Below are 19,414 nucleotides of genomic sequence, written 5' to 3' on the forward strand. Positions count from 1 at the left end.
TTCAGAAATTGTCCTTGCGTTTGCGGATTTCGGCGAAGACTTCGGCATCCCCGGCCTTTTCCATACCGAGATGCTTGCGGATCGCCGGATCGTGCCAACGCAGGAAAGGATTGGTCGACAGCTCCTCGCCGATCGTCGTCGGCAGCGTCGGCTTGTTGTCGAGCCGCAGTGCCTCGATCCTGGCGGCGCGCTCCTTCAATGCCGAATTGCTCGGGTCGACAGTCAGCGCGAAACGGGCGTTGGCAAGGGTGTATTCATGGCCGCAATAGATTGTCGTCGCGGCCGGAAGGGCCGCGAGTTTCTTCAGCGATTCATACATCACCGGTGGCTTGCATTCGAACAGCCGTCCGCAGCCCAGCGCAAACAGCGTGTCGGCGGTGAAGGCGACCTTCGATGCCGGCAGATGGTAGGAGACATGGCCAGCGGTGTGGCCGGGGGTGGCGATCACCTCGATGCGCTCATCGCCGAGATGAAGGACGGAGCCGTCTTCAACGGCTTCGTCGATGCCGGGGATCTTCGCCTTTTCCGCTTCAGGGCCGATGATGCGCAGCTTGAAACGCTCCTTCAGCGCCAGATTGGCCTCGACGTGGTCCATGTGGTGGTGCGTGGTCAGGATCATCGTCGGCGTCCAGCCGGTGCGCTTGACCGCGGCCAGGATCGGCGCTTCCTCGGGCGCGTCGATGATCGCGGTCTGGCCGCTCTTGGGGTCATGCACCAGCACACCGAAATTATCGCTGCGGCACATGAACTGTTCGATTTCGACCGCCATCGCATCTCTCCCTTTGTCGCCGCAGACATAAGGCCCCGGCACGCCGATGTCATCCCGGAGATGACAAAGTCACTCCCGGAGATGACAAAGTCACTCCCGGAGATGACAAATGTCACTCCGGCAAGTCGGGTTGATTGCGGCGTTTTGTTGAAACCCGCCAGTATCACGGCTACATCCCTGCCATGCATTCCGACATCGTCGACCTTCGCTCCTTCTATTCGACAACGCTCGGCCGGTTCGCCGAACGCTCGATCACCATGGCGCTGTCGTCGATATGGGCGGCCGTGCCCAACGAACGGCTGGTGGGCCTCGGCTATACCTTGCCCTGGCTGGAACGGTTCGGCACCGATGCCGAGCGGGTGTTTGCCTTCATGCCGGCGACGCAGGGCGCCGTGGTCTGGCCGACAACAGGGCCAACGGCGACGGCGCTGGTTTTCGACGAAGAGCTGCCGCTGGTCGATTCCTGCATCGACCGCATGCTGCTCGTCCATTCGCTCGAACATGTCGAAAACCCGCGCGAGACGCTGAACGAGATCTGGCGGGTGCTGTCGCCCGCGGGGCGCGTCGTCATCGTCGTGCCCAACCGGCGCGGTGTCTGGGCGCGCTTCGAGCACACGCCGTTCGGCAATGGCCGGCCTTTTTCGCGGGGCCAGCTCACCGAGTTGCTGCGTGAGGCGAATTTCACGCCGGCGTCCTGGTCGGATGCGCTGTTCTTCCCGCCATCGCGGCGACGCTTCATGATGCGCTTCCACAATGTGCTGGAGCGCGCCGGCCGGCGGCTGTGGCCGATCTTTTCCGGCGTCATCGTCGTCGAGGCGCAGAAACGGCTCTATCAGGGCGTGCCGGTTGCCCAGCGTGCGTCGCGCCGTGTCTTCGTGCCGGTGCTGTCGCCGCACGGTGCGACGCGGCTCGGCCGCCTCACCGAGGCCGGCAGCGCGGCGACCCGCCAAGTGACACCTTCGTGATCATGGTGAAAACTGGTGTTGCTCCGCGTTTTCCAACCTATCTGTCGCAAGCGCATTCCAAGTCCGGTTGAACGACGGATGCCTTCAAGTCTCTCCATCCGGTTTCAGCACCGCTGTTGAACGCAAGGACCCAGGCTATGGCTGATCAACCGGACAGGAATGCCACAGCTCAGCCGGCTGCAGTGGCGGTCGAAGCCAGCAGCTTGCGTGATCAGGTGGCGACGATCAAACGGGCGCTGGTGGGGTCGCCGGTTCGCAAATGGCTGCTGTGGACATCGGCCGGCATCATGGCCGTCATTGTCGCGACATCGATCGGCCAGGTGCTGCTCAACAGTTGGAACCAGCCCTTCTATGATGCGCTAGCGCGCCGCGACATGGCGGCTTTCCTGCACCAGCTCCTCGTCTTTGCAATGATCGCCGGCGGGCTTCTGGTGCTGAATATCGGCCAGACCTGGCTCAACCAGATGTTCCGGCTGAAGCTGCGCGCGGCGCTGACGCTCGATCTGATCGACCAGTGGATGCGACCGGCGCGCGCCTTCCGGCTGGCCAATGCCGGCGCCATCGGCGTCAATCCGGATCAGCGCATGGCTCAGGATGCCGCGCATCTCTCGGACCTGTCGACCGACCTCGGCGTCGGCCTGCTACAGTCGTTCATCCTGCTCGTCTCCTTCGTCGGCGTGCTGTGGGAATTGTCGTCGGGCTTCGTGTTCCACATCGGCGGCTGGTCGCTGGCGATACCAGGCTACATGGTCTGGGCTGCGTTCATCTATGCGGGCATCGCCTCCTGGTTGAGCTGGCTGGTCGGGCGGCCGCTGATCAGGCTCAACAGCGATCGCTACACGCGCGAAGCCGAGCTGCGCTCCTCCATGGTGCGGGTCAACGAGAATGTCGATGCTATCGCGCTCTACCATGGCGAAGACGACGCCAAACGGCGGCTCGAAACCGATCTCGGCACGGTGCTGGCCGCGATGCGGCGCATCTTCACCGCCCAGATCAATCTGTCCTGGGTGACCGATACCTATGGCTGGATCACGGTCGTGGCTCCCATCCTGGTCGCGTCGCCGGTCTATTTCTCGGGCGATATCAGCTTCGGCGGGCTGATGATGGCGGTCGGTGCGTTCAACCAGGTGCACTCGTCCTTGCGCTGGTTCGTCAACAACATCGGCAGCATCGCCGATTGGCGCGCCACGCTGATGCGCGTTGCCGACTTCCGCATCGCGCTCGATGAAACCGATGTGCTGCACGACAAGGAAAAGCGCATCGCCTTCGAGGAAAACGCCAATGGCAGTCTGACGTTCGAAAACCTTGAAATCGCCTCACCGGAAGGCTGTACCAAGGTTGCGGATCCGCATGTCGAGATCCATCCGGGCGAGCGGGTGATGATCACCGGCGAGCCGGGCGCTGGCAAGACGCTGTTCTTCCGCGCCATTGCCGGCCTGTGGCCCTGGGGCAGCGGAAAGATTGGCCTGCCGGCGGGCGAAACCCTCATCTTCGTGCCGCGCGTCCCCTATTTGCCGGCCGGCACGTTGCGTGACGTGCTCAATCACGCGAACGGGCATGCGCCTGCGAGTGATGCCGACATTTCGGCGGTGCTTGCCGAGGTTGGCCTGGAACGGCTGTCGTCGTCGCTCGACCGCGTCGGGCGCTGGGATCATGAGTTGGGCGATGACGAACAGCGCTTGCTGGGCGTGGCCAGGCTCGCCTTGCGGCAACCGAAATGGGTGATCATCGATGAAGCCATGGATGCGTTCGACGGGCCTGCACTGCGGCGCGTGCTGGCACTGCTGGAAAAGCATCTGAAGGGAGCCGCGATCATCAACATCGGGCGCGGCCAGCACAACAATCAGTTCTTTCCGCGCGGCCTGACGATCGTCAAGGATTCCGCTGCCCCGGCGCTAAAACCCGCCCGCGTCAGGGCTGGCGCCATCGATCCGCCGCCCGCTGCCGCGCGCCGCAAGAAGTAGGCTGTTTTCGCTGGTTGCTGGCGCAAAACCTTATTTTGCCGTGATCGCAATGGAAGATTTCGCGAAGAAACAACGCTGGCGCCGGCCATGTTTGATGCTCTTCTGCTTGCCTGTCTCGCCTGCGCGCACCCGATCGCGTCGCCACCAGCGCCGTTGGCGGTCGACGTTGAGTTGGTGCTGGCGGTCGATATCTCGTTGTCGATGGACGAGAAGGAATTTGCCTTGCAACGCGCCGGCTATGTCGAGGCGCTGCGGCATCCCGACTTCATCCAGGCTGTGCGGTCCGGCAATACGGGCCGCATCGCGCTCGCCTATTTCGAATGGGCAGGCACGGTGCGCGATGACGCGATCATCAGCTGGCAGATCATCGACAGTGCCGAGAGCGCCAACAGCTTCGCCGACAAGGTCGCGGCGCGTCCGTTCCGGAGCTTTCGCGGCACCTCGATCTCCACCGCGCTTGGCTTCGGCGCCGGGCTGTTCGACAGGGCTGACTTCACCGGCGAACGCAGCGTCATCGACATTTCCGGCGATGGTCCCAACAATATCGGGCCGCCGGTCACCGCCATGCGTGATGCGGCAACCGCCCAGGGCATCGTCATCAACGGCCTGCCGATCCTGATCAGCCCATCGCCGACCTTCAAGCATCTCGACCAGTATTACGCGCAGTGTGTGACGGGCGGACCGGGCTCTTTCGTGCTGCCTATCTACGCGGCTGCCGAATTTTCGACGGCCATCCGTCGCAAGCTGATCCTCGAAGTGAGCGGCATTCAGGACAAGGCTGGGGTCATTCCCGTCGACGCGGATGCGCCGATCGACTGCCTGCAGGGGGAGCGTGACAAGCGGTTCTTCTCGGATCCATATTTGCCCGAACTGGATCGATGAGCCGTCGTCGGTCACGCCGGCGCGGCTGCATCCTTGAGCAATCTGAAAGGGGGCCTCTTTAAAGCTGCTAAGAGCGTTGGTTGCGAACTTCATTGTAGAGGTCACGACGCGAGCGTCGGCCACAGACATAGCCATTGACCAGTTCCGGCAAGGAATAGCCGAGCGCCGCCGATGAGCGGTTGGTCATGTATCCCGCAAATGCCTGAGGTATCCGGCCCTTGAGAAGATCGGCGATGATCTGCCGCGCGATCATGAAAGGCGGGATGTGCGGATAGCGGCGGGCGATATCCGGATGTTTGGCCATCAGGTTCGCATAGGCTTCGACATAGCCGCCCCGGCGGCTCGAAATCGAGTTCTGCGAATTGTGCTTCGTCCAATCGATGTCCCCGGACAATTGTGCGCCGAAGCGTGCGGCGAGGCGCAGCAGCAACTCCCGGTCCTGCATCCGGCTGATGTCGCTGTCATAACCGCCTATGGCCAGCAAGGCCTCGCGACGAGCCGTTATCGCCGAACCGGCGACGAACGCTGTCTGCACAACCACCGCTCGCTCCAGCATGGGCGGGCTCAGAAAGGCGGTGCGGTTGATGCAATTGGTGGTTCGATTTCCTTTCAGGGAAACATATGAGGAGAGCAGCACCTGAAGTGTGGGATTGTCATCGAACCAGGCCAAGGTCCGTTCGAGTCGATGTGGCAGGTAGACGTCGTCGGAATCCAGGAATGTCACGACAGGCGCGCTCGCCCGCTCGATGCCGGCATTCCTGGCGGCGTTGGCGCCGCGCCATTTCGCGCCGATATAGACCAGCCGGGTGTCTTCAATGCGGGCCAGCGCCGCTCCGGTGCCATCGGTCGAGCCATCATCGACGACAATGTGCTCGATCCGCCGCAAACTCTGGGAAAGCACGCTGTCCACGGCGCGCAACACCGTCTCACGCCTGTTGTGGGTCGGCGTGACGACCGTGATGAGGGGAGAGGTGTCTGCGTTGTTGGACACGTTGTGTCAGCTACATCCCTGGCGAAGCAGCGAGCCCTGCCGAGCCTCTTCTACTTTTACAATGACCGGATGGATCCAACCGTCCTTTTCACGTCTCGGCTCAGATTCGAAACGCTACAGAAGACATGTCCTGATGTCACCTTTCGGACAGGATTCCAGTCTCGCGAAGACGATGAATTTGTCACCCAGTGACTCGATGGCAACACCGAACCCCTTGCGATCGAGCGTTCCCGGTGCGACGTGCTTTCGTGTCGTTTCGATTACCTCCGGGGTAATCGCATCCTCTCCTGTCTCCTTGCACATTGTGTCCATCAAGCCGGAGATCGGCTTCAACCGATAAGGGAGTTACGTCATGACCGCCTACGCCGTTGCCCATATGCGCCAAGTCACGATGGGCCCGCAGATCGTCGAGTATCTGCACAGGATCGATGCCACGCTGGAGCCGTTTGGCGGCCGCTTTCTGGTCCATGGCGGCGATGTCGAGGTGATCGAGAATGACTGGCCGGGCCATCTGATCATCATCGAGTTTCCCGATCGGCAGCAGATGCGCGGCTGGTATGATTCGCCGGCCTACCAGGCGATCCTTTCGCTGCGCACCGACAATTCGGACTCCGCCGTCATCATGGTTGACGGCGTCGAGCATCCGCACAAGGCCACGGATGTTCTGCAATAGGTCGGCGGATGCGTTCTATCGCTTCAGCAAGAACACCGCCTGCTGGCCGAAGAAATTCCAGAACCACCAAGGCATCGACAGGCCGATCTTCTGGCCGGCGGCGTCGAGCGCGGTTGCCTTTTCCACCGTGGCCCCCAGCTCCTCGCACAGATTGACGAAATCGCGAATGGTGCAGAAGTGGATGTTGGGCGTGTCGTACCAGGAGTAGGGCAGATCCGCGGTCACCGGCATCCGGCCTTTGACGAACAGCGACAGGCGCACCCGCCAATGGCCGAAATTGGGGAAGGACACGATCGCCCGGTTGCCGATCCGGAGCAGTTCGTCGAGCACCAGCTTCGGGTTGCGGGTGGCCTGCAAGGTCTGCGACAGGACGACGAAGTCGAAACCCTTGTCGGGATAGAATTCGAGATCCTTGTCGGCATCGCCCTGGATGACCGAGAGGCCGCGCGCCACGCATTCGTTGACGCCACGCTGCGAGAGCTCCAGCCCGCGGCCGTCGACCTGCTTGGTGTCCTGCAGCAATTCAAGCAACGAGCCGTCGCCGGAACCGACGTCGAGCACGCGGGACTGCGGCGGGATGAGATTGGCGACGACCTCGAGGTCGACGCGCTGGTTTCCATTGACGCTCATGATGTCAGCCCTCTGGCGCGAGCCGCCGAGCCGATGAAGCCGTTGATGGCGGCGAACAGTTCCGGCTCGTCGAGCAGGAAGGCGTCATGGCCACGATCGGTCTCGATCTCGACGAAGGATACCGATGCGCCGGCGGCATTGAGTGCGTGCACGATCGAGCGGCTCTCTTCGGTCGGAAACAGCCAGTCCGAAGTGAAGGACACAAGGCAGAAACGGGTCCTGGTGCCGGCAAAGGCGTCCGCCAGCCTGCCGCCATGGTCGGCGGCGAGGTCGAAATAATCCATCGACCGCGTCATGTAGAGGTAGGAATTGGCGTCGAAGCGATCGACGAAGGTCATTCCCTGGTGGCGCAGATAGCTTTCGATCTGGAAGTCGGCGTCGAAGCCGAAGGTCAGGTGGTCGCGATCCTGCAGGTTGCGGCCGAATTTGCGGTGCAAGGCGGCTTCCGAGAGATAGGTGATGTGGGCCGCCATGCGCGCTACCGCCAGGCCTTTTTCCGGGCGCTTGCCGTGCTCGAAATATTTGCCGCCGTGCCAGTCCGGATCGGCCATGACGGCTTGCCGGCCGACTTCGTGGAAGGCGATGTTCTGCGAGGAATGGCGCGCGCCGGTGGCGATCGGCAGCGCCGAGAACACGCGCTCGGGATAGCTCGACGCCCATTCCAGCACCTGCATGCCGCCCATCGAGCCGCCGAGGACGCAGAACAGCTGTTCGATGCCGAAATGGTCGATCAGCATCTGCTGGGCACGCACCATGTCGCGGATGGTGATGATGGGCAGGTCGAGCCCATAGGGCTTGCCGGTGGCGGGGTTGGTCGAGGCCGGGCCGGTGGAGCCCAGGCAGCCGCCGATGACGTTCGAGCAAATGACAAAGAAACGGTTGGTGTCGATGATCTTGCCGGGACCGATCAGCACTTCCCACCAGCCCGGCTTGCCGGTCACCGGGTTGGTGTTGGCGACATGCTGGTCGCCGGTCAGCGCGTGGCAGACGAGGATGGCATTGGAGCGGGCATCGTTCAGCGTGCCATAGGTCTGGTAGGCGATCTGGAATGGCGACAGCAGCGTGCCGGCGTCAAGCTTGAGCGGCTTGTCGGGCCCGAAACGCAACACCGGGCTCGACGGTTGGTCGGCCTCGTTGTTGGTCTTTCCAGCGCGCAGAGCGGCCATTCACATCTCTTCCATCGGTCGTCCGGCCGGGCGCGGACAACAAAAAACCGGCATTGCCGTCGCAAAGCCGGTTACAGGATGCAAACGGCCCTTTAGCAAGTTGTTTAACGTGGCTGCAAGCCGACCGGCCAAATCACCACGGAACTGTCGCTGACCTTCTAGAACTCGCCCGCCTTGCCGTCAATGCCGACTGCTGGCCGGCTATAGGCACAACTGCCGCCTCTCGACATTGCGGGCCATGGCTTGTATTTCCGCTGCGGCCTCCGGCTGGAGGCATTTTCGACGGATTTTGCAAAAAATGAACCAGACATCGGATCAGGCACGTCCAACCCCGCGCGCGGGCATCATGGACATCGACGCCTATGTGCCCGGCAAGAGCACGGCGCCTGCCGGTGTCGCCAAGGTCTACAAGCTGTCGTCGAACGAGAATCCGCTCGGGCCCTCACCGAAGGCGATCGAAGCCGCGCGGGAGATTGCCGGAAAGCTCGATATCTATCCCGACGGCACTGCCAGACGGTTGCGCGAGGCGATCGCCGAGGTGCACGGCCTCAATGCCCAGAACATCATCTGCTCCAACGGCTCCGACGAGATCCTCGGCCTTTTGGCACAGACCTATCTTGCACCCGGTGACGAGGCCATATTCACCGAACACGCCTTCATGGTCTACAAGATCTACATCCAGTCGGCCGGGGCCACACCGGTTGTGGTCAAGGAGACCGAGGAACGCGCCGACATCGATGCGTTGCTGGCCGCCGTCACGCCGCGCACGAAGATCGTGTTCCTCGCCAATCCCAACAATCCGACCGGCACCTATGTGCCGTTCCAGGAGGTGCGCCGCCTGCATGCCGGCTTGCCCCGCAATGTGCTGCTGGTGCTCGACGCCGCTTACGCCGAATATGTCCGCCGCAACGATTATGAAGCCGGTATCGAGTTGGTCGGCGGCGCCGAGAACGTGGTGATGACCCGCACCTTCTCCAAGATCGGCCTGGGCGGCGCACGCATTGGCTGGATGTATGGTCCGATGCACATCGTCGACGCCATCAATCGCGTGCGCGGTCCCTTCAACGTCAACACGACGGCGATCGAGGCCGGTGTCGCGGCGATCCGCGACCGCGCCCATGTCGAGCGCAGCGTGGCGCATAACGAGACCTGGCTCACCTGGCTGAGCGCGGAGATGACCGGGCTCGGGCTGCGGGTGACACCCAGCGTCGGCAATTTCCTCCTCATCCATTTTCCCGACGACAAGAAGCACTCCGCGGCCGCGGCGGACGACTATCTGACCGCGCGCGGCTATATCTTGCGGCGCGTTTCAGGCTACGGCTTTCCCAACGCGCTGCGCATGACCGTCGGCACCGAAGAAGCCAATCGCGGCGTTGTCGCCGCGCTCACGACATTCCTGAAGAGCTAGAATGCTCGAAAAGCTGGAACACCCCGAAAGCTGAACGCCATGACATCACCGATGTTTGAAAAGATCGCGCTGGTCGGCATCGGCCTGATCGGCTCGTCGCTGGCACGCGTCATCCGCCGCGAGGGCCTTGCCGGCCATGTCGCCATCTCGACCCGCAGTGCTGCGACGCTGGCGCGGGCGGAGGAACTTGGGCTCGGCGATTCCTACACGACCGATGCGAAGGAAGCGGTTCGCGATGCCGACCTGGTCATCGTCTCGGTGCCGGTCGGTTCGTCCGGCGCGGTGGCGCAGGAGATCGCGCCGGCGCTGAAGAAGGGTGCTATCCTCACCGATGTCGGTTCGACCAAGGCCTCGGTCATCGCGCAGATGCAGCCGCATGTGCCTGATGGCGTCCATTTCATTCCTGGCCATCCGCTGGCGGGCACCGAAAAATCCGGTCCAGATGCAGGGTTTGCCGACCTGTTCGACAATCGCTGGTGCATCTTTACGCCGCTGCCGGACACCGATCCGGACGCGCTGGAGAGGCTGTCGGAATTCTGGCGCCGCTGCGGCGCCAACATCGACACGATGGACCCGCAGCACCACGACATGACGCTGGCCATCGTCTCGCACCTGCCGCACATCATCGCCTACAATATCGTCGGCACCGCCGACGATCTGCAGTCGGTGACCAAGTCCGAAGTGATCAAATATTCGGCTTCCGGCTTCCGCGATTTCACCCGCCTTGCCGCCTCCGATCCGACCATGTGGCGCGACGTCTGCCTGCACAACAAGGACGCCATCCTCGAAATGCTGGCGCGGTTTTCGGAGGATCTGGCGTTCCTGCAAAGGGCGATCCGCTGGGGTGACGGCGACAAGCTGTTCGACCTGTTCACCCGCACCCGGGCCGTGCGCCGCTCGATCATCGAGGCCGGCCAGGACATCGACGTGCCCGATTTTGGCCGCCAGGCGGTCGAGCATCCCGCCAAGAACTAAGTCTGTTCAAGCAGGCCAGGTTGCGGCGACCATGGCCAGCGTCTCGGCCCGCTCCGGCGCACCCAGCCGGCCGCCGAAGCGCTGGCATTTGAGCGCGGCGGCGGCACTGGCGAAGCGCAAGGCCTGCTCGACCGGCATGGCTTCCGCCAGTCCGACGGCAAAGGCGCCGTGAAAGACGTCACCCGCAGCCAGCGTATCGACCGCCTTGATTTTTGGCGCCGCGACATGACGGGATGATCTGGCAGCGCGATCGAACCACCAGGTGCCTGCCGCGCCGCCGGTGACCGCCACGAATGCGTCGGTGCGGCAGGCGAGGTCGGTGCAAGCGGACTGCAGATCGAGCGCCTGGCCGCATATGATGCGGACCGCCGGCTCGGAGGCAACGATGTGAGAAGCCAGCGGCAACAGTTGCTCCAGCACCGCCAGCGGCGCGGTGTCGGCATCGAGAATCGCCGGTCGGCCGATGGCGTGCGCCGCTTTCAGGGCAAGCGCCGCGGCACCCGGCCAGCGCACGTCGGCCAACACGGCATCGAACGCCCTGATGTCGGAAAACGGCAATGCCTCGGGATCGGCCTGGGCGCGCCTGTCGTAGAAAGGCACGATGATGCGCTCGCCATGGGCATCGACCACGATCGAGGCCAGCGCCGAGCGGGCGCCAGGGACGCGGCGCACATAGCTGCAATCGACGCCTTCGGCCTCGATCCCGGCAACCAGCTGACCGCCGACCGAATCATCGCCGGCGCTCGCCCAAAGCGACACCTCGGCGCCCAGGCGCCGTGCGGCACAGGCAGCACTCGTGGCCATGCCCGAGGCAATCTGGACACCGTCGGAGGCGATGAACTTTCCCTGATGCGTGGGCAGCGTCTCGACGCGCAGGATGGTGTCCAGCGTCAATGCACCGACACTCAGGAGCCTCACAGGTCTTGCCATGGCAGCGCTATTGCACCGGCTTGATCTTGCCCAGCGGGATGAAGCCGAGCGAAGCCTTGCCCTTGTTCACTTTCAACGGCATTGACGGTTCGCTGCCGAGCATGGCCAGCGCGGCGAACCCCTGTTGGATCGCGTTCTTCTGCTCCGGTATGGCGCCGGCAAGAATAGTTGCCACGGCCTTCGGATCCTTGATCTTGATCATCAGATCGGCGTCGATCAGGCCTTCGGTGTCGACCGACAGCGGCCCGGAAACGGTGACACGCGCAGTCCCCGACGACAAATCGAGGTTGCGGATTTGGATGCTCTGGCCGCGCAGGCTTTTCACCTGCGTGCCGATCAGCGCAAGGCCGTTCTTCAGGGACACGTCACCGCTGGCGTCAAGCGCCGGCAGCACGCGCCCGCCGATCGCGTCGGGGTCGATCTCGAGATCGCCAAAGCTGCCGAGATAGTCGAGGTCCCCGCCATTCGGCTGCAATTGGCCCGCCGCCTTGCCGGCGCTGAACAGCTCGACCGGATCGGTGTCGTCAGCCGGATCGGTCTGGCCCGACAGCCCGTCGACCTGCAGCGATATACGCTGCGGCAGCGGGTACCACAATTTGACATTGGCCTGCAGATTGTCCCAGTCGATCCACAGCGGCGTCATGCCGGGGACGGAGGTTCTGAGTGGACCGCGCAGATTGGCAACCGGCGACAAGGGTTGGACGATCTGGGCTACCGCATTGAAACTGCCGGCCGAGGCGGCAATGTTCCTGGTATCGTCCTCGTAAGCAAGGTTGTCGCAGGAGACTGTGAAGCTCAAGGGATAGCCGCTGACCTGGAGGTTGGCGCAGCCGGCCTCGACGCCGCTCTTGTTGAGCGTGGCAACCGCCTTGTCGGCCTCGCTCCTGACCCGGTCAGCCAGATAGAACCAGCCGCCGCTGTAGATGGCAAACAGCACAACGATGAACGCCACAAGCCAGAACAGGCCACGGCGGGACTTTGGTTGGCGTTCGTCACTTGACGTCATGCTTTGGCTCTCATTAACGCACGGGTATTGGTGGACGGAGCTTCGATTCCGACAACAATAGGTAGACAGACACGGACGGAAAAAACACCGATTCGGATGCGGTGTCGGCAATCTTTTGCAATCAGGCGCGGCGATATGGGCGATTTTTGGGTGTTTGGCTACGGTTCGCTGATCTGGCGGCCGGGTTTCGCACATGTCGAAACACAACGCGCGCGCCTTTATGGCTACCGGCGCTCGCTTTGCGTCTATTCCTTCGTGCATCGCGGTACACGCCAGCGGCCGGGGCTGGTGCTCGGCCTCGACCGTGGCGGTTCCTGCATTGGGCTCGCTTTCCGTGTGCCCGGGGAATTGCGCGACGAGGTCATTGCCTATCTGCGCGAGCGCGAGCTGGTCACCTCAGTCTATCTCGAGCGCATGCTCAAAATTCGCCTCGACAGCGGCGGTACGGTCGAGGCGGTGGCCTACATCGCCGACCGCAAGCATGAGCAATATGCCGGCGCGCTGGACGCTGCCCATGCGGCGGCTGTGGTGCGGGGCTCGGTCGGCCAATCCGGCAACAATGAGGATTATGTGCTCAGCACGCTCGAACACCTCGAGGCGCTCGGCATTCGCGATCACTGGCTTGAGGAGGTGGCCAGGCAGGTCGCCCCCGACGTCACATCGTGAAGATCTGCTTTCCCAAATCGGCGCGGTCCAGGCTGTTGGCGACGGCAAGCTCGAACGACGGCAGCCGATGAAGCCCGCCGACCGGAACATGGAAATCCGGCTGGCCGAAGACGTCGATAATCCTGCGCAGGATCGGGCCGTCGGCTTCGGCGGGTGGTGAAAAGAAGTAGCGATAGATGTTGGCCTTGATCTGGAGGCCGCTCAGCAGCACATCGAAATTGTGCAGTTCATAGCGTTCCGCGCTCATACCGCCATTGATCACCATCTGGCCACCGAGCGCGAGGCAGCGGATCAGTTCGCCGCTGACAGGGCCACCGACATTGTCGATGACGCCGTTCAACCCGGCGCCTCCCGTCAGGTCCAGAACCGTTTCCCGAATCCCGGCCTCAAGCTTCGAGAGGTCAAGGACGGCGGCCGCGCCGTGCGTTTTCAGGTCCAGTCCGTCATGCACGCGCCGCACCACGGACAAGACATTGATGCCGCGCCGCCGGGCAAATTGCATGACCATTGTTGATACCGATGAATAGCCGGCGGTGACGGCGAGCCACTGAGCCGGCTGGACCCGGGTATCGTCCAGCAGATCCCATGCGGTAATCGGATTGACCATCTGCGCGGCACGTTCGAGCGGATAGTCCGCCGGCAACGGGATCAGCCATTGGACCGGAACAACGGCATATTCGGCCCAGCTGTTGTAGTAGCTGAAGGCGACCAGCGTGCCGGGCTGCAGGCCGACACCGGCACCGACCTGCTCGACAATGCCGGCGCCATGATTTCCGGCGACCTGCCTGGGAAAGACCGGCTTCTTCGGCTCCGGGTAGAGATTTTCGATGAACAGGAAATCGCCCGGGTTGATCGAGGCCGAAACCATCCTGACCAGCACCTCATTGTCGCCGATCCGGGGAACCGGAATATCGTCGAGGTAGAGCACGTCACGCGGCGAGCCGATCGTGTCGAACACAATTGCTTTCATGTCAGCCTCCAATGGCGAGCCCCGGCGCGACAGCCGCGCCGACTGTGCCGGGACGCTAGGATTGCTTCGGGGAAATCAGAATTGGCAGATTTGACAATCTATGTGCTAAAACTGCCAAATTCGTCGAGCCGCATGGAATTCGAGGATTCTGATGAGCCCCGTCCACGTCGTGATCTGGCTGCCGTCGACCTTCTATTCAGCGGTCGCCGCGACCCTCGTCGAGATGTTCGACCTGGTGAACACCATCCGCCGCGAACGGGTGCTCTCCTTCGAATTCGTGGCGCGGCAGGCGGATGCCGCCACCACGCCAGGGATTTCGTTTCAGACGCAGCGCGAGCCGTCGCGGCGAATGGACGTGCTGATCCTGCTCGCCATGCCCGGCATGCAGATACCGGACCTGGTCGCCTCGCTGGAGGACGAGAGCCGCCATGCAGCACCGATCATAGCCAGGGCGCAGCGTGAGAATGCCATCATCGCCGGCCATTGCGGTGCGGGCTATTTCCTTGCCGATGCCGGCCTGCTCGATGGCAAGCGGGCGACGATTTCTTGGTGGCTGAAGACCGATGCACGTCGCCGTTTCCCCAAAGTGCGCTGGGACGCTTCCCGCGTCCTTGTCCAGGAAGGCCGCATCTACACTTGCGGTGGCGGCTTTTCCGGCCTCGAACTCGGCCGGGCACTGCTCAGGGACCTTGGCTTTGCCGAGGAAGAACGCCTTGTGCGCAAGCTCCTGGTGCTGCCGCCATCGCGGCAGGTGCAGACGCCTTATGAATTTCCGTTGCCGGGCCAGCCATTGCCGGAACCGTTCCGCGACCGGATCGAAGCGTTGTCGAAGAAGCATCTGCGGCGGTTGGACCTTGCGTTTCTCTGCAGGGGGCTGGGACTGACGCCAAGGACACTTGCGCGCCGGTTCTCCGAGGAATTGCACACCACGCCTGGACGCTGGATTCAGGATCAACGCGTAGAAGCGGCCAAGACGTTGCTGGAGAGCACAAAGCTTGGTGTTCTCGAAGTCTGCTATCAGGTCGGCTACCAGGATGCGGCATCTTTCAGCCGCCTGTTTGCCCGCGCGGTAGGTCTGCCGCCAGGTGAATACCGGCGTCAGAATCAGGAGCTTGCAACTATCTGATGTGCGAAGAACCCAACCCGGCATCCGTGCCACTGGCTGGCGCCGGATAGCGCCTTTGTGAAGCGCTGGCTCTGCGAAAAAAGGCTGCCAGCCCTTTGACCTCGATAGGGCAAGACCTAGGTTAGACCTCGAACATCAGCCGGCGGGCATTTCGCCCGCCTCAAATCATCCCGGAGATCCGCCTTGCAGAAACGCCGTCTCGGTCGCACCGACCTTTCCATCGCGCCGCTGGTTCTGGGCGGCAATGTCTTCGGCTGGACCGCCGACGAGAAAACCTCTTTCGATCTGCTTGATCGATTCGTCGGCGCCGGACTGAACGCCGTCGATACGGCGGACGCCTATTCACGCTGGGTTCCCGGCCACAAGGGCGGCGAATCCGAAACCATCATCGGCAGCTGGATGAAGGACCGTGGCAACCGTGACAAGGTCGTGGTGGTCACCAAGGTCGGCTCGGATATGGGGCAGGGGCACAAGGATCTCTCCGCCGCCTATATCGAAAAGGCCGTAGACGCCTCGCTGAAGCGACTGCAGACCGAGGTCATCGACCTCTATCTGTCGCACTGGCCGGATCCAACCACGCCCTATGAGGAAACGCTCGGCGCCTATGAGAAGCTGCTCGCCAAAGGCAAGGTCCGCCATGTCGGCTGTTCGAACCTCGACGCCGGCCAGTTGCGCGCCGCACTCGATGTCGCGAGCCTGCGCAGCCTGCCGCGCTACGAAGTGCTGCAGCCGGAATACAATCTCTACGACCGCTCCTCCTTCGATGGGCCGTTGCGCGATCTGTGTGTGGCCGAGGATATCGGCGTCATCACCTATTTCAGCCTGGCGAAGGGTTTCCTGAGCGGCAAATACCGCAGCGAAGCCGATCTTGGCCAAAGCGAGCGCGGCGGCGGGGTGAAGGACTATCTCAATGCGCGCGGCACACGCATCCTGGCCGCACTCGACGCAGTGTCGGCAAGGCATTCCGCCAAGCAGGCGGAAGTGGCGCTTGCCTGGGTTATCGCGCGGCCAGGTGTCACTGCACCGATCGCCAGCGCCACCAAGCCGGATCAGATGGACAGCCTGATCAAGGCAGTGTCGCTGAAACTGACTGCCGACGACATGGCCGAACTCGACAAGGCGAGCGGCTAACACCTTCGGCAGCCGGACGCACGAACGTCCAAGACGATCCTTCAGTCTTGCCCTACCGTTCTCTCGAACAAGGGCAGGACTGAAGGCATGAGATGAGTGAGCCGCTCCTTTCGCAACCAGACTTCTGGCGGCAATTGCTCGCTCTGGTACTTGCCGCCACCGTCGTCATGGGCAGCCCCGGGCCGGCAACAATAAGCGTTACCGCCGTTGGGGCCGCCTTCGGCCTGCGTCACTCGTTGCGCTATACCTGCGGGATCATCCTTGGCACGATCGCAGTGCTGCTGGTTGTGGCAACCGGGGTCGTGGCAGTGCTCACGTCGATGCCGAAACTGGCGCCGTTGCTGCTGCTGGCGTCGGCGGCGTACATTCTCTATCTCGCCTTCAAGATTGCCACAGCCCCACCGCTGGCGGCACGCGACGCTGAAGCCTCGCGCCCGACATGGCTGGCCGGGTTTCTCCTGGCTGTCGCCAATCCGAAAGCCTATGTGGCGATCGCGGCCGTGTTTGCCGGCGCCTCTTCGAAACAGGGCGGTGCCGAACTTGGCCTATGGTTGAAGCTGGCGGTCCTGGCGGTAATGATCGTGATAATCCACGCCGTGTGGCTTCTCGCCGGAGCGGCATTCGCACGCTTTCTGCGCAGACCCATGGCGTCCCGCATCATCAACCTGGTGTTCGCCGCGACGCTGGTGCTGACCACCGCGCTGGCGGTGTTCGGCTGATTGCTTCGGCGACCAGCTTGTTCAGCCTTTCGCGCCGAGCTCCTGCAATCGCTTCACCGCCGTCGGCGGCATGGCTGGCGGGTTCGTTGCGCGGGACGCCTCGATGAGAAGCTGGTCGCAGGCAGCTTCCGTCTCACCGATCAGCCGCGCCATGAATTCGTCCTTGCCGAGGCCGGGCGGGATCGGCGGCAGGAACCGCGCCTTGACCGTGCCGGGATAGCGCAGGAATTTGCGGCGCGGCCAGTAGAGGCCGGCGACATGGGCGACAGGCACCACCGGCACGCCAAGCTGCGCATAGATTTCGACGATGCCGTATTTGTAGGCCGGCTCGTCGCCCGGCGCGCGGCGGGTGCCCTCGGGATAGATGATCAACTGGCGCGGGTTGCGCGCCATCTCCGCCTTGGTCGCGGCGACCACTGCCTTCAGCGCTTTCGAACGGCTGCCGCGATGAACCGGAATCATGCGCATCTTCATGATGTACCAGCCGAAGAACGGGATCCAGGTGAGTTCCCGCTTCAGGATGTAGAGCGGGTCCTGGAGGAAGGGGAAGAAAGCGATGGCGTCCCAGAATGACTGGTGCTTGGGCGCCAGGATGAAGGAGCCTTCGGGCAGGTTTTCCTGCCCGGTGATTTCGCTCCTGGTGCCGGCGATCTTGTCATAGAGCCACATGCAGGTGCGTGACCAGAATTTCGGCACGAACCAGGCGAGGTGACGGGGCGACAGGAAATAGAAGGGGGTCCAGAGGATCATCTGGACGATCAGATTGACGTAGAAGACGAAGTTGAACGCCAGCGATCTGACATAGAGCATGGGGGAGGTCCGGTGAGGAAGTGTGCGTTGGTTACACCAAGCGCGGGCAAAATGGAAATGGCTCGAAGCGTGTTCCAACCGGTGCTGAAGCACGGCTCGCTGCGGGGGCCGGCCTGCGGTCACTTTATCCCAAGCGCTCCAGCCGCTCCTTCAGACGCGGAGCCGCGAAATCGAGGAAGGCGCGCAGCTTGACCGGCAGCAGGCCGTGGCCCGCATGCACCAGGCTGACGGGCCACGGTTCCGGCTCGAACTCCCGCAACAGGATGCGCAACGCGCCGGACCGCACCGCGGCATCGACCTGGTAGGACAGAACCTTTGTCAGCCCGACGCCGGCAATCGCGGCATCGATCGCCGCCTCGGCGGCATTGACCTGAAGCCGTGAGCGGACCTGAACCGTGACTTCCATCTTGCCTCTGGTGAAGCTCCATGGGGCGGCGGAGGAAAGTCCCTCGAAGGTGATGCAATTGTGCGTGTTCAGATCTTCGGGGATCGCGGGCGTGCCGTGTTCGGCCAGATAGGCCGGGCTGGCGCAGACGACGCGGCGGATCGAGCCGACGGCAATGGCGACCAGGCTCGAATCGGGCAACTGGCCGATACGCAGCGCGAGGTCGAAATGGTCCTCGACCAGTTGGGTTATGCGGTCCCCAAGGGTCAGGCGGATGTCCACGTCGGGATAGGCCGCGAGAAAACCGGTAATGACCGGCAGCACGTGCAGGCGACCGAACACGACCGGCGCGGTGATGGCCAGTTCCCCGGTCGGAGCGCTGTATTCGCCGGCCGCCGCGCGCTCGGCCTCGCCGACATCGTCAAGAATGCGGCGGCAGGCGGCAAGATAGGCCTCGCCGGCATCGGTCGGTGTCAGCCGGCGCGTCGAACGGTTCAGGAGCCTTGTGTTGAGATGGCGTTCCAGATCGGAAACCTTGCGGCTGACGGTCGCCAGCGGAATGCCGAAACGGCGGGCCGCGGCGGAAAGGCTGCCGGCCTCCACCGCGGCGACAAAGAGCGACATGGCTTCGAGACGATCCATAGCTTCTTCCAGAAAACGGAAGGATAGATTGCAAATATGCCATCTGCATTTCAAGAATGGAAGGCGTTATATCAGCGCCGTGGGCCTGTCTGCAGCATGGTCCAGCAAAGGAGTTCGCATGTCTGATAGCCGCCCGCCACTTCCGCCTTTCACCGCCGAGACCGCAGCGCAAAAGGCGCGTATGGCGGAAGATGCCTGGAATTCGCGTGATCCGGCACGGGTCGCACTTGCCTACACGACGGACAGCCGCTGGCGCAACCGCGCCGAATTCCTGCAAGGCCGCGATGCCATCCAGGCTTTCCTGACACGCAAATGGAGCCGCGAGCTCGACTACCGGCTGATCAAGGAAGTCTGGGCCTTCCACGGCAACCGCATCGCCGTGCGCTTTGCCTATGAATGGCGCGACGACTCGGGCTCCTTGTTCCGCAGCTACGGCAATGAGAACTGGGAGTTCGACGAGCATGGGCTGATGCGCTTGCGCATCGCCAGCATCAACGACCTGCCGATCGCGGAAGCCGACCGCAAATATCACTGGCCGCTCGGGCGCCGCCCGGATGACCACCCGACATTGTCGGAACTCGGGCTTTAAACCCCGTCTGGCCTAGG

The 19,414-nt window shown here is 62.9% G+C and carries 20 protein-coding genes and 1 riboswitch; of the genes, 11 read left to right on the forward strand and 9 right to left on the reverse strand.

All coding sequences use genetic code 11. From position 1 onward, the window contains the following. Window position 1: 1 nt before the first annotated feature. Window positions 2-769, reverse strand: coding sequence for a hydroxyacylglutathione hydrolase (gloB, locus tag EB235_RS09145; RefSeq protein WP_027031295.1), 768 nt, complete (start codon window positions 767-769; stop codon window positions 2-4). A gap of 182 nt (window positions 770-951) precedes the next feature. On the opposite strand from gloB, the gene EB235_RS09150 reads away from it, so the two are divergent. The 3 genes from EB235_RS09150 to EB235_RS09160 all read left to right on the forward strand — a co-directional run bounded on the left by EB235_RS09150 (window position 952) and on the right by EB235_RS09160 (window position 4,580). After that, entirely contained in the window at window positions 952-1,734 is a 783-nt protein-coding gene (locus EB235_RS09150) for a class I SAM-dependent methyltransferase (protein WP_027031294.1), read from the forward strand. Between the two features lie 137 nt (window positions 1,735-1,871). Next, on the forward strand, window positions 1,872-3,698 hold the full coding sequence (locus EB235_RS09155; protein ID WP_027031293.1) for an ABC transporter ATP-binding protein/permease: 1,827 nt from the start codon (window positions 1,872-1,874) through the stop codon (window positions 3,696-3,698). A gap of 87 nt (window positions 3,699-3,785) precedes the next feature. Further along, entirely contained in the window at window positions 3,786-4,580 is a 795-nt protein-coding gene (locus EB235_RS09160) for a DUF1194 domain-containing protein (RefSeq protein WP_027031292.1), read from the forward strand. 67 nt (window positions 4,581-4,647) lie between these two features. Here EB235_RS09160 and EB235_RS09165 read toward each other — a convergent pair whose 3' ends face one another. Continuing rightward, window positions 4,648-5,571 carry a glycosyltransferase family 2 protein gene (locus EB235_RS09165; protein ID WP_027031291.1) on the reverse strand — a complete coding sequence of 308 codons (924 nt, stop codon included), beginning with the start codon at window positions 5,569-5,571 and terminating at the stop codon, window positions 4,648-4,650. A 352-nt stretch (window positions 5,572-5,923) separates the two neighbouring features. Here EB235_RS09165 and EB235_RS09170 point away from each other — a divergent pair, with 352 nt between their 5' ends. Then, entirely contained in the window at window positions 5,924-6,244 is a 321-nt protein-coding gene (locus tag EB235_RS09170; protein WP_027031289.1) for a DUF1330 domain-containing protein, read from the forward strand. Between the two features lie 15 nt (window positions 6,245-6,259). Here EB235_RS09170 and metW read toward each other — a convergent pair whose 3' ends face one another. Together metW and metX are read right to left on the reverse strand one after the other, a co-directional pair. Further along, a complete protein-coding gene (gene metW, locus EB235_RS09175) occupies window positions 6,260-6,874 on the reverse strand; it encodes a methionine biosynthesis protein MetW (protein ID WP_027031288.1) in 615 nt (204 codons plus the stop codon). Next, window positions 6,871-8,040, reverse strand: coding sequence for a homoserine O-acetyltransferase MetX (metX, locus tag EB235_RS09180; RefSeq protein ID WP_027031287.1), 1,170 nt, complete (start codon window positions 8,038-8,040; stop codon window positions 6,871-6,873). Before metX ends, metW begins: the two co-directional genes overlap by 4 nt. Window positions 8,041-8,112: 72 nt before the next feature. Beyond that, window positions 8,113-8,190: riboswitch (SAM riboswitch) on the reverse strand. Between the two features lie 148 nt (window positions 8,191-8,338). On the opposite strand from metX, the gene hisC reads away from it, so the two are divergent. Further along, window positions 8,339-9,448, forward strand: coding sequence for a histidinol-phosphate transaminase (hisC, locus tag EB235_RS09185; RefSeq protein ID WP_027031286.1), 1,110 nt, complete (start codon window positions 8,339-8,341; stop codon window positions 9,446-9,448). 39 nt (window positions 9,449-9,487) lie between these two features. Further along, entirely contained in the window at window positions 9,488-10,423 is a 936-nt protein-coding gene (locus tag EB235_RS09190) for a prephenate/arogenate dehydrogenase family protein (RefSeq protein ID WP_027031285.1), read from the forward strand. A 6-nt stretch (window positions 10,424-10,429) separates the two neighbouring features. Here the strand turns inward: EB235_RS09190 and EB235_RS09195 are convergent, their stop codons facing one another. Continuing rightward, the gene (locus EB235_RS09195) at window positions 10,430-11,353 is read right to left on the reverse strand and encodes a sugar kinase (protein WP_027031284.1); all 924 of its coding nucleotides are present in this window, start codon (window positions 11,351-11,353) and stop codon (window positions 10,430-10,432) included. A 7-nt stretch (window positions 11,354-11,360) separates the two neighbouring features. Then, window positions 11,361-12,359 carry a DUF2125 domain-containing protein gene (locus tag EB235_RS09200; RefSeq protein ID WP_027031283.1) on the reverse strand — a complete coding sequence of 333 codons (999 nt, stop codon included), beginning with the start codon at window positions 12,357-12,359 and terminating at the stop codon, window positions 11,361-11,363. Between the two features lie 135 nt (window positions 12,360-12,494). Between EB235_RS09200 and EB235_RS09205 the strand changes: the two genes are divergently transcribed. Further along, window positions 12,495-13,025: a gamma-glutamylcyclotransferase gene (locus EB235_RS09205; protein WP_027031282.1), complete on the forward strand. Its 531-nt coding sequence runs from the start codon at window positions 12,495-12,497 to the stop codon at window positions 13,023-13,025. Here EB235_RS09205 and EB235_RS09210 read toward each other — a convergent pair. After that, a complete protein-coding gene (locus EB235_RS09210; protein WP_027031281.1) occupies window positions 13,015-13,995 on the reverse strand; it encodes a quinone oxidoreductase family protein in 981 nt (326 codons plus the stop codon). The genes EB235_RS09205 and EB235_RS09210 overlap by 11 nt on opposite strands. A gap of 151 nt (window positions 13,996-14,146) precedes the next feature. Between EB235_RS09210 and EB235_RS09215 the strand changes: the two genes are divergently transcribed. From EB235_RS09215 to EB235_RS09225, 3 genes are all read left to right on the forward strand, one after another. Beyond that, window positions 14,147-15,121, forward strand: a complete 975-nt coding sequence (locus EB235_RS09215; protein ID WP_051429689.1) for a GlxA family transcriptional regulator — start codon at window positions 14,147-14,149, stop codon at window positions 15,119-15,121. A gap of 183 nt (window positions 15,122-15,304) precedes the next feature. Beyond that, window positions 15,305-16,252: an aldo/keto reductase gene (locus EB235_RS09220; RefSeq protein ID WP_027031280.1), complete on the forward strand. Its 948-nt coding sequence runs from the start codon at window positions 15,305-15,307 to the stop codon at window positions 16,250-16,252. 92 nt (window positions 16,253-16,344) lie between these two features. Then, window positions 16,345-16,971: a LysE family translocator gene (locus EB235_RS09225; RefSeq protein WP_032925581.1), complete on the forward strand. Its 627-nt coding sequence runs from the start codon at window positions 16,345-16,347 to the stop codon at window positions 16,969-16,971. A 21-nt stretch (window positions 16,972-16,992) separates the two neighbouring features. Here the strand turns inward: EB235_RS09225 and EB235_RS09230 are convergent, their stop codons facing one another. Then, window positions 16,993-17,781 carry a lysophospholipid acyltransferase family protein gene (locus EB235_RS09230; protein WP_027031278.1) on the reverse strand — a complete coding sequence of 263 codons (789 nt, stop codon included), beginning with the start codon at window positions 17,779-17,781 and terminating at the stop codon, window positions 16,993-16,995. A gap of 124 nt (window positions 17,782-17,905) precedes the next feature. Continuing rightward, window positions 17,906-18,808, reverse strand: coding sequence for a LysR family transcriptional regulator (locus EB235_RS09235; protein WP_027031277.1), 903 nt, complete (start codon window positions 18,806-18,808; stop codon window positions 17,906-17,908). A gap of 118 nt (window positions 18,809-18,926) precedes the next feature. Between EB235_RS09235 and EB235_RS09240 the strand changes: the two genes are divergently transcribed. Continuing rightward, complete coding sequence (locus tag EB235_RS09240; protein WP_027031276.1) at window positions 18,927-19,397, forward strand: DUF1348 family protein; 471 nt, start codon at window positions 18,927-18,929, stop codon at window positions 19,395-19,397. Window positions 19,398-19,414: the final 17 nt, after the last annotated feature.

Source organism: Mesorhizobium loti R88b, assembly GCF_013170845.1.
Taxonomy (GTDB): domain Bacteria; phylum Pseudomonadota; class Alphaproteobacteria; order Rhizobiales; family Rhizobiaceae; genus Mesorhizobium; species Mesorhizobium loti_B.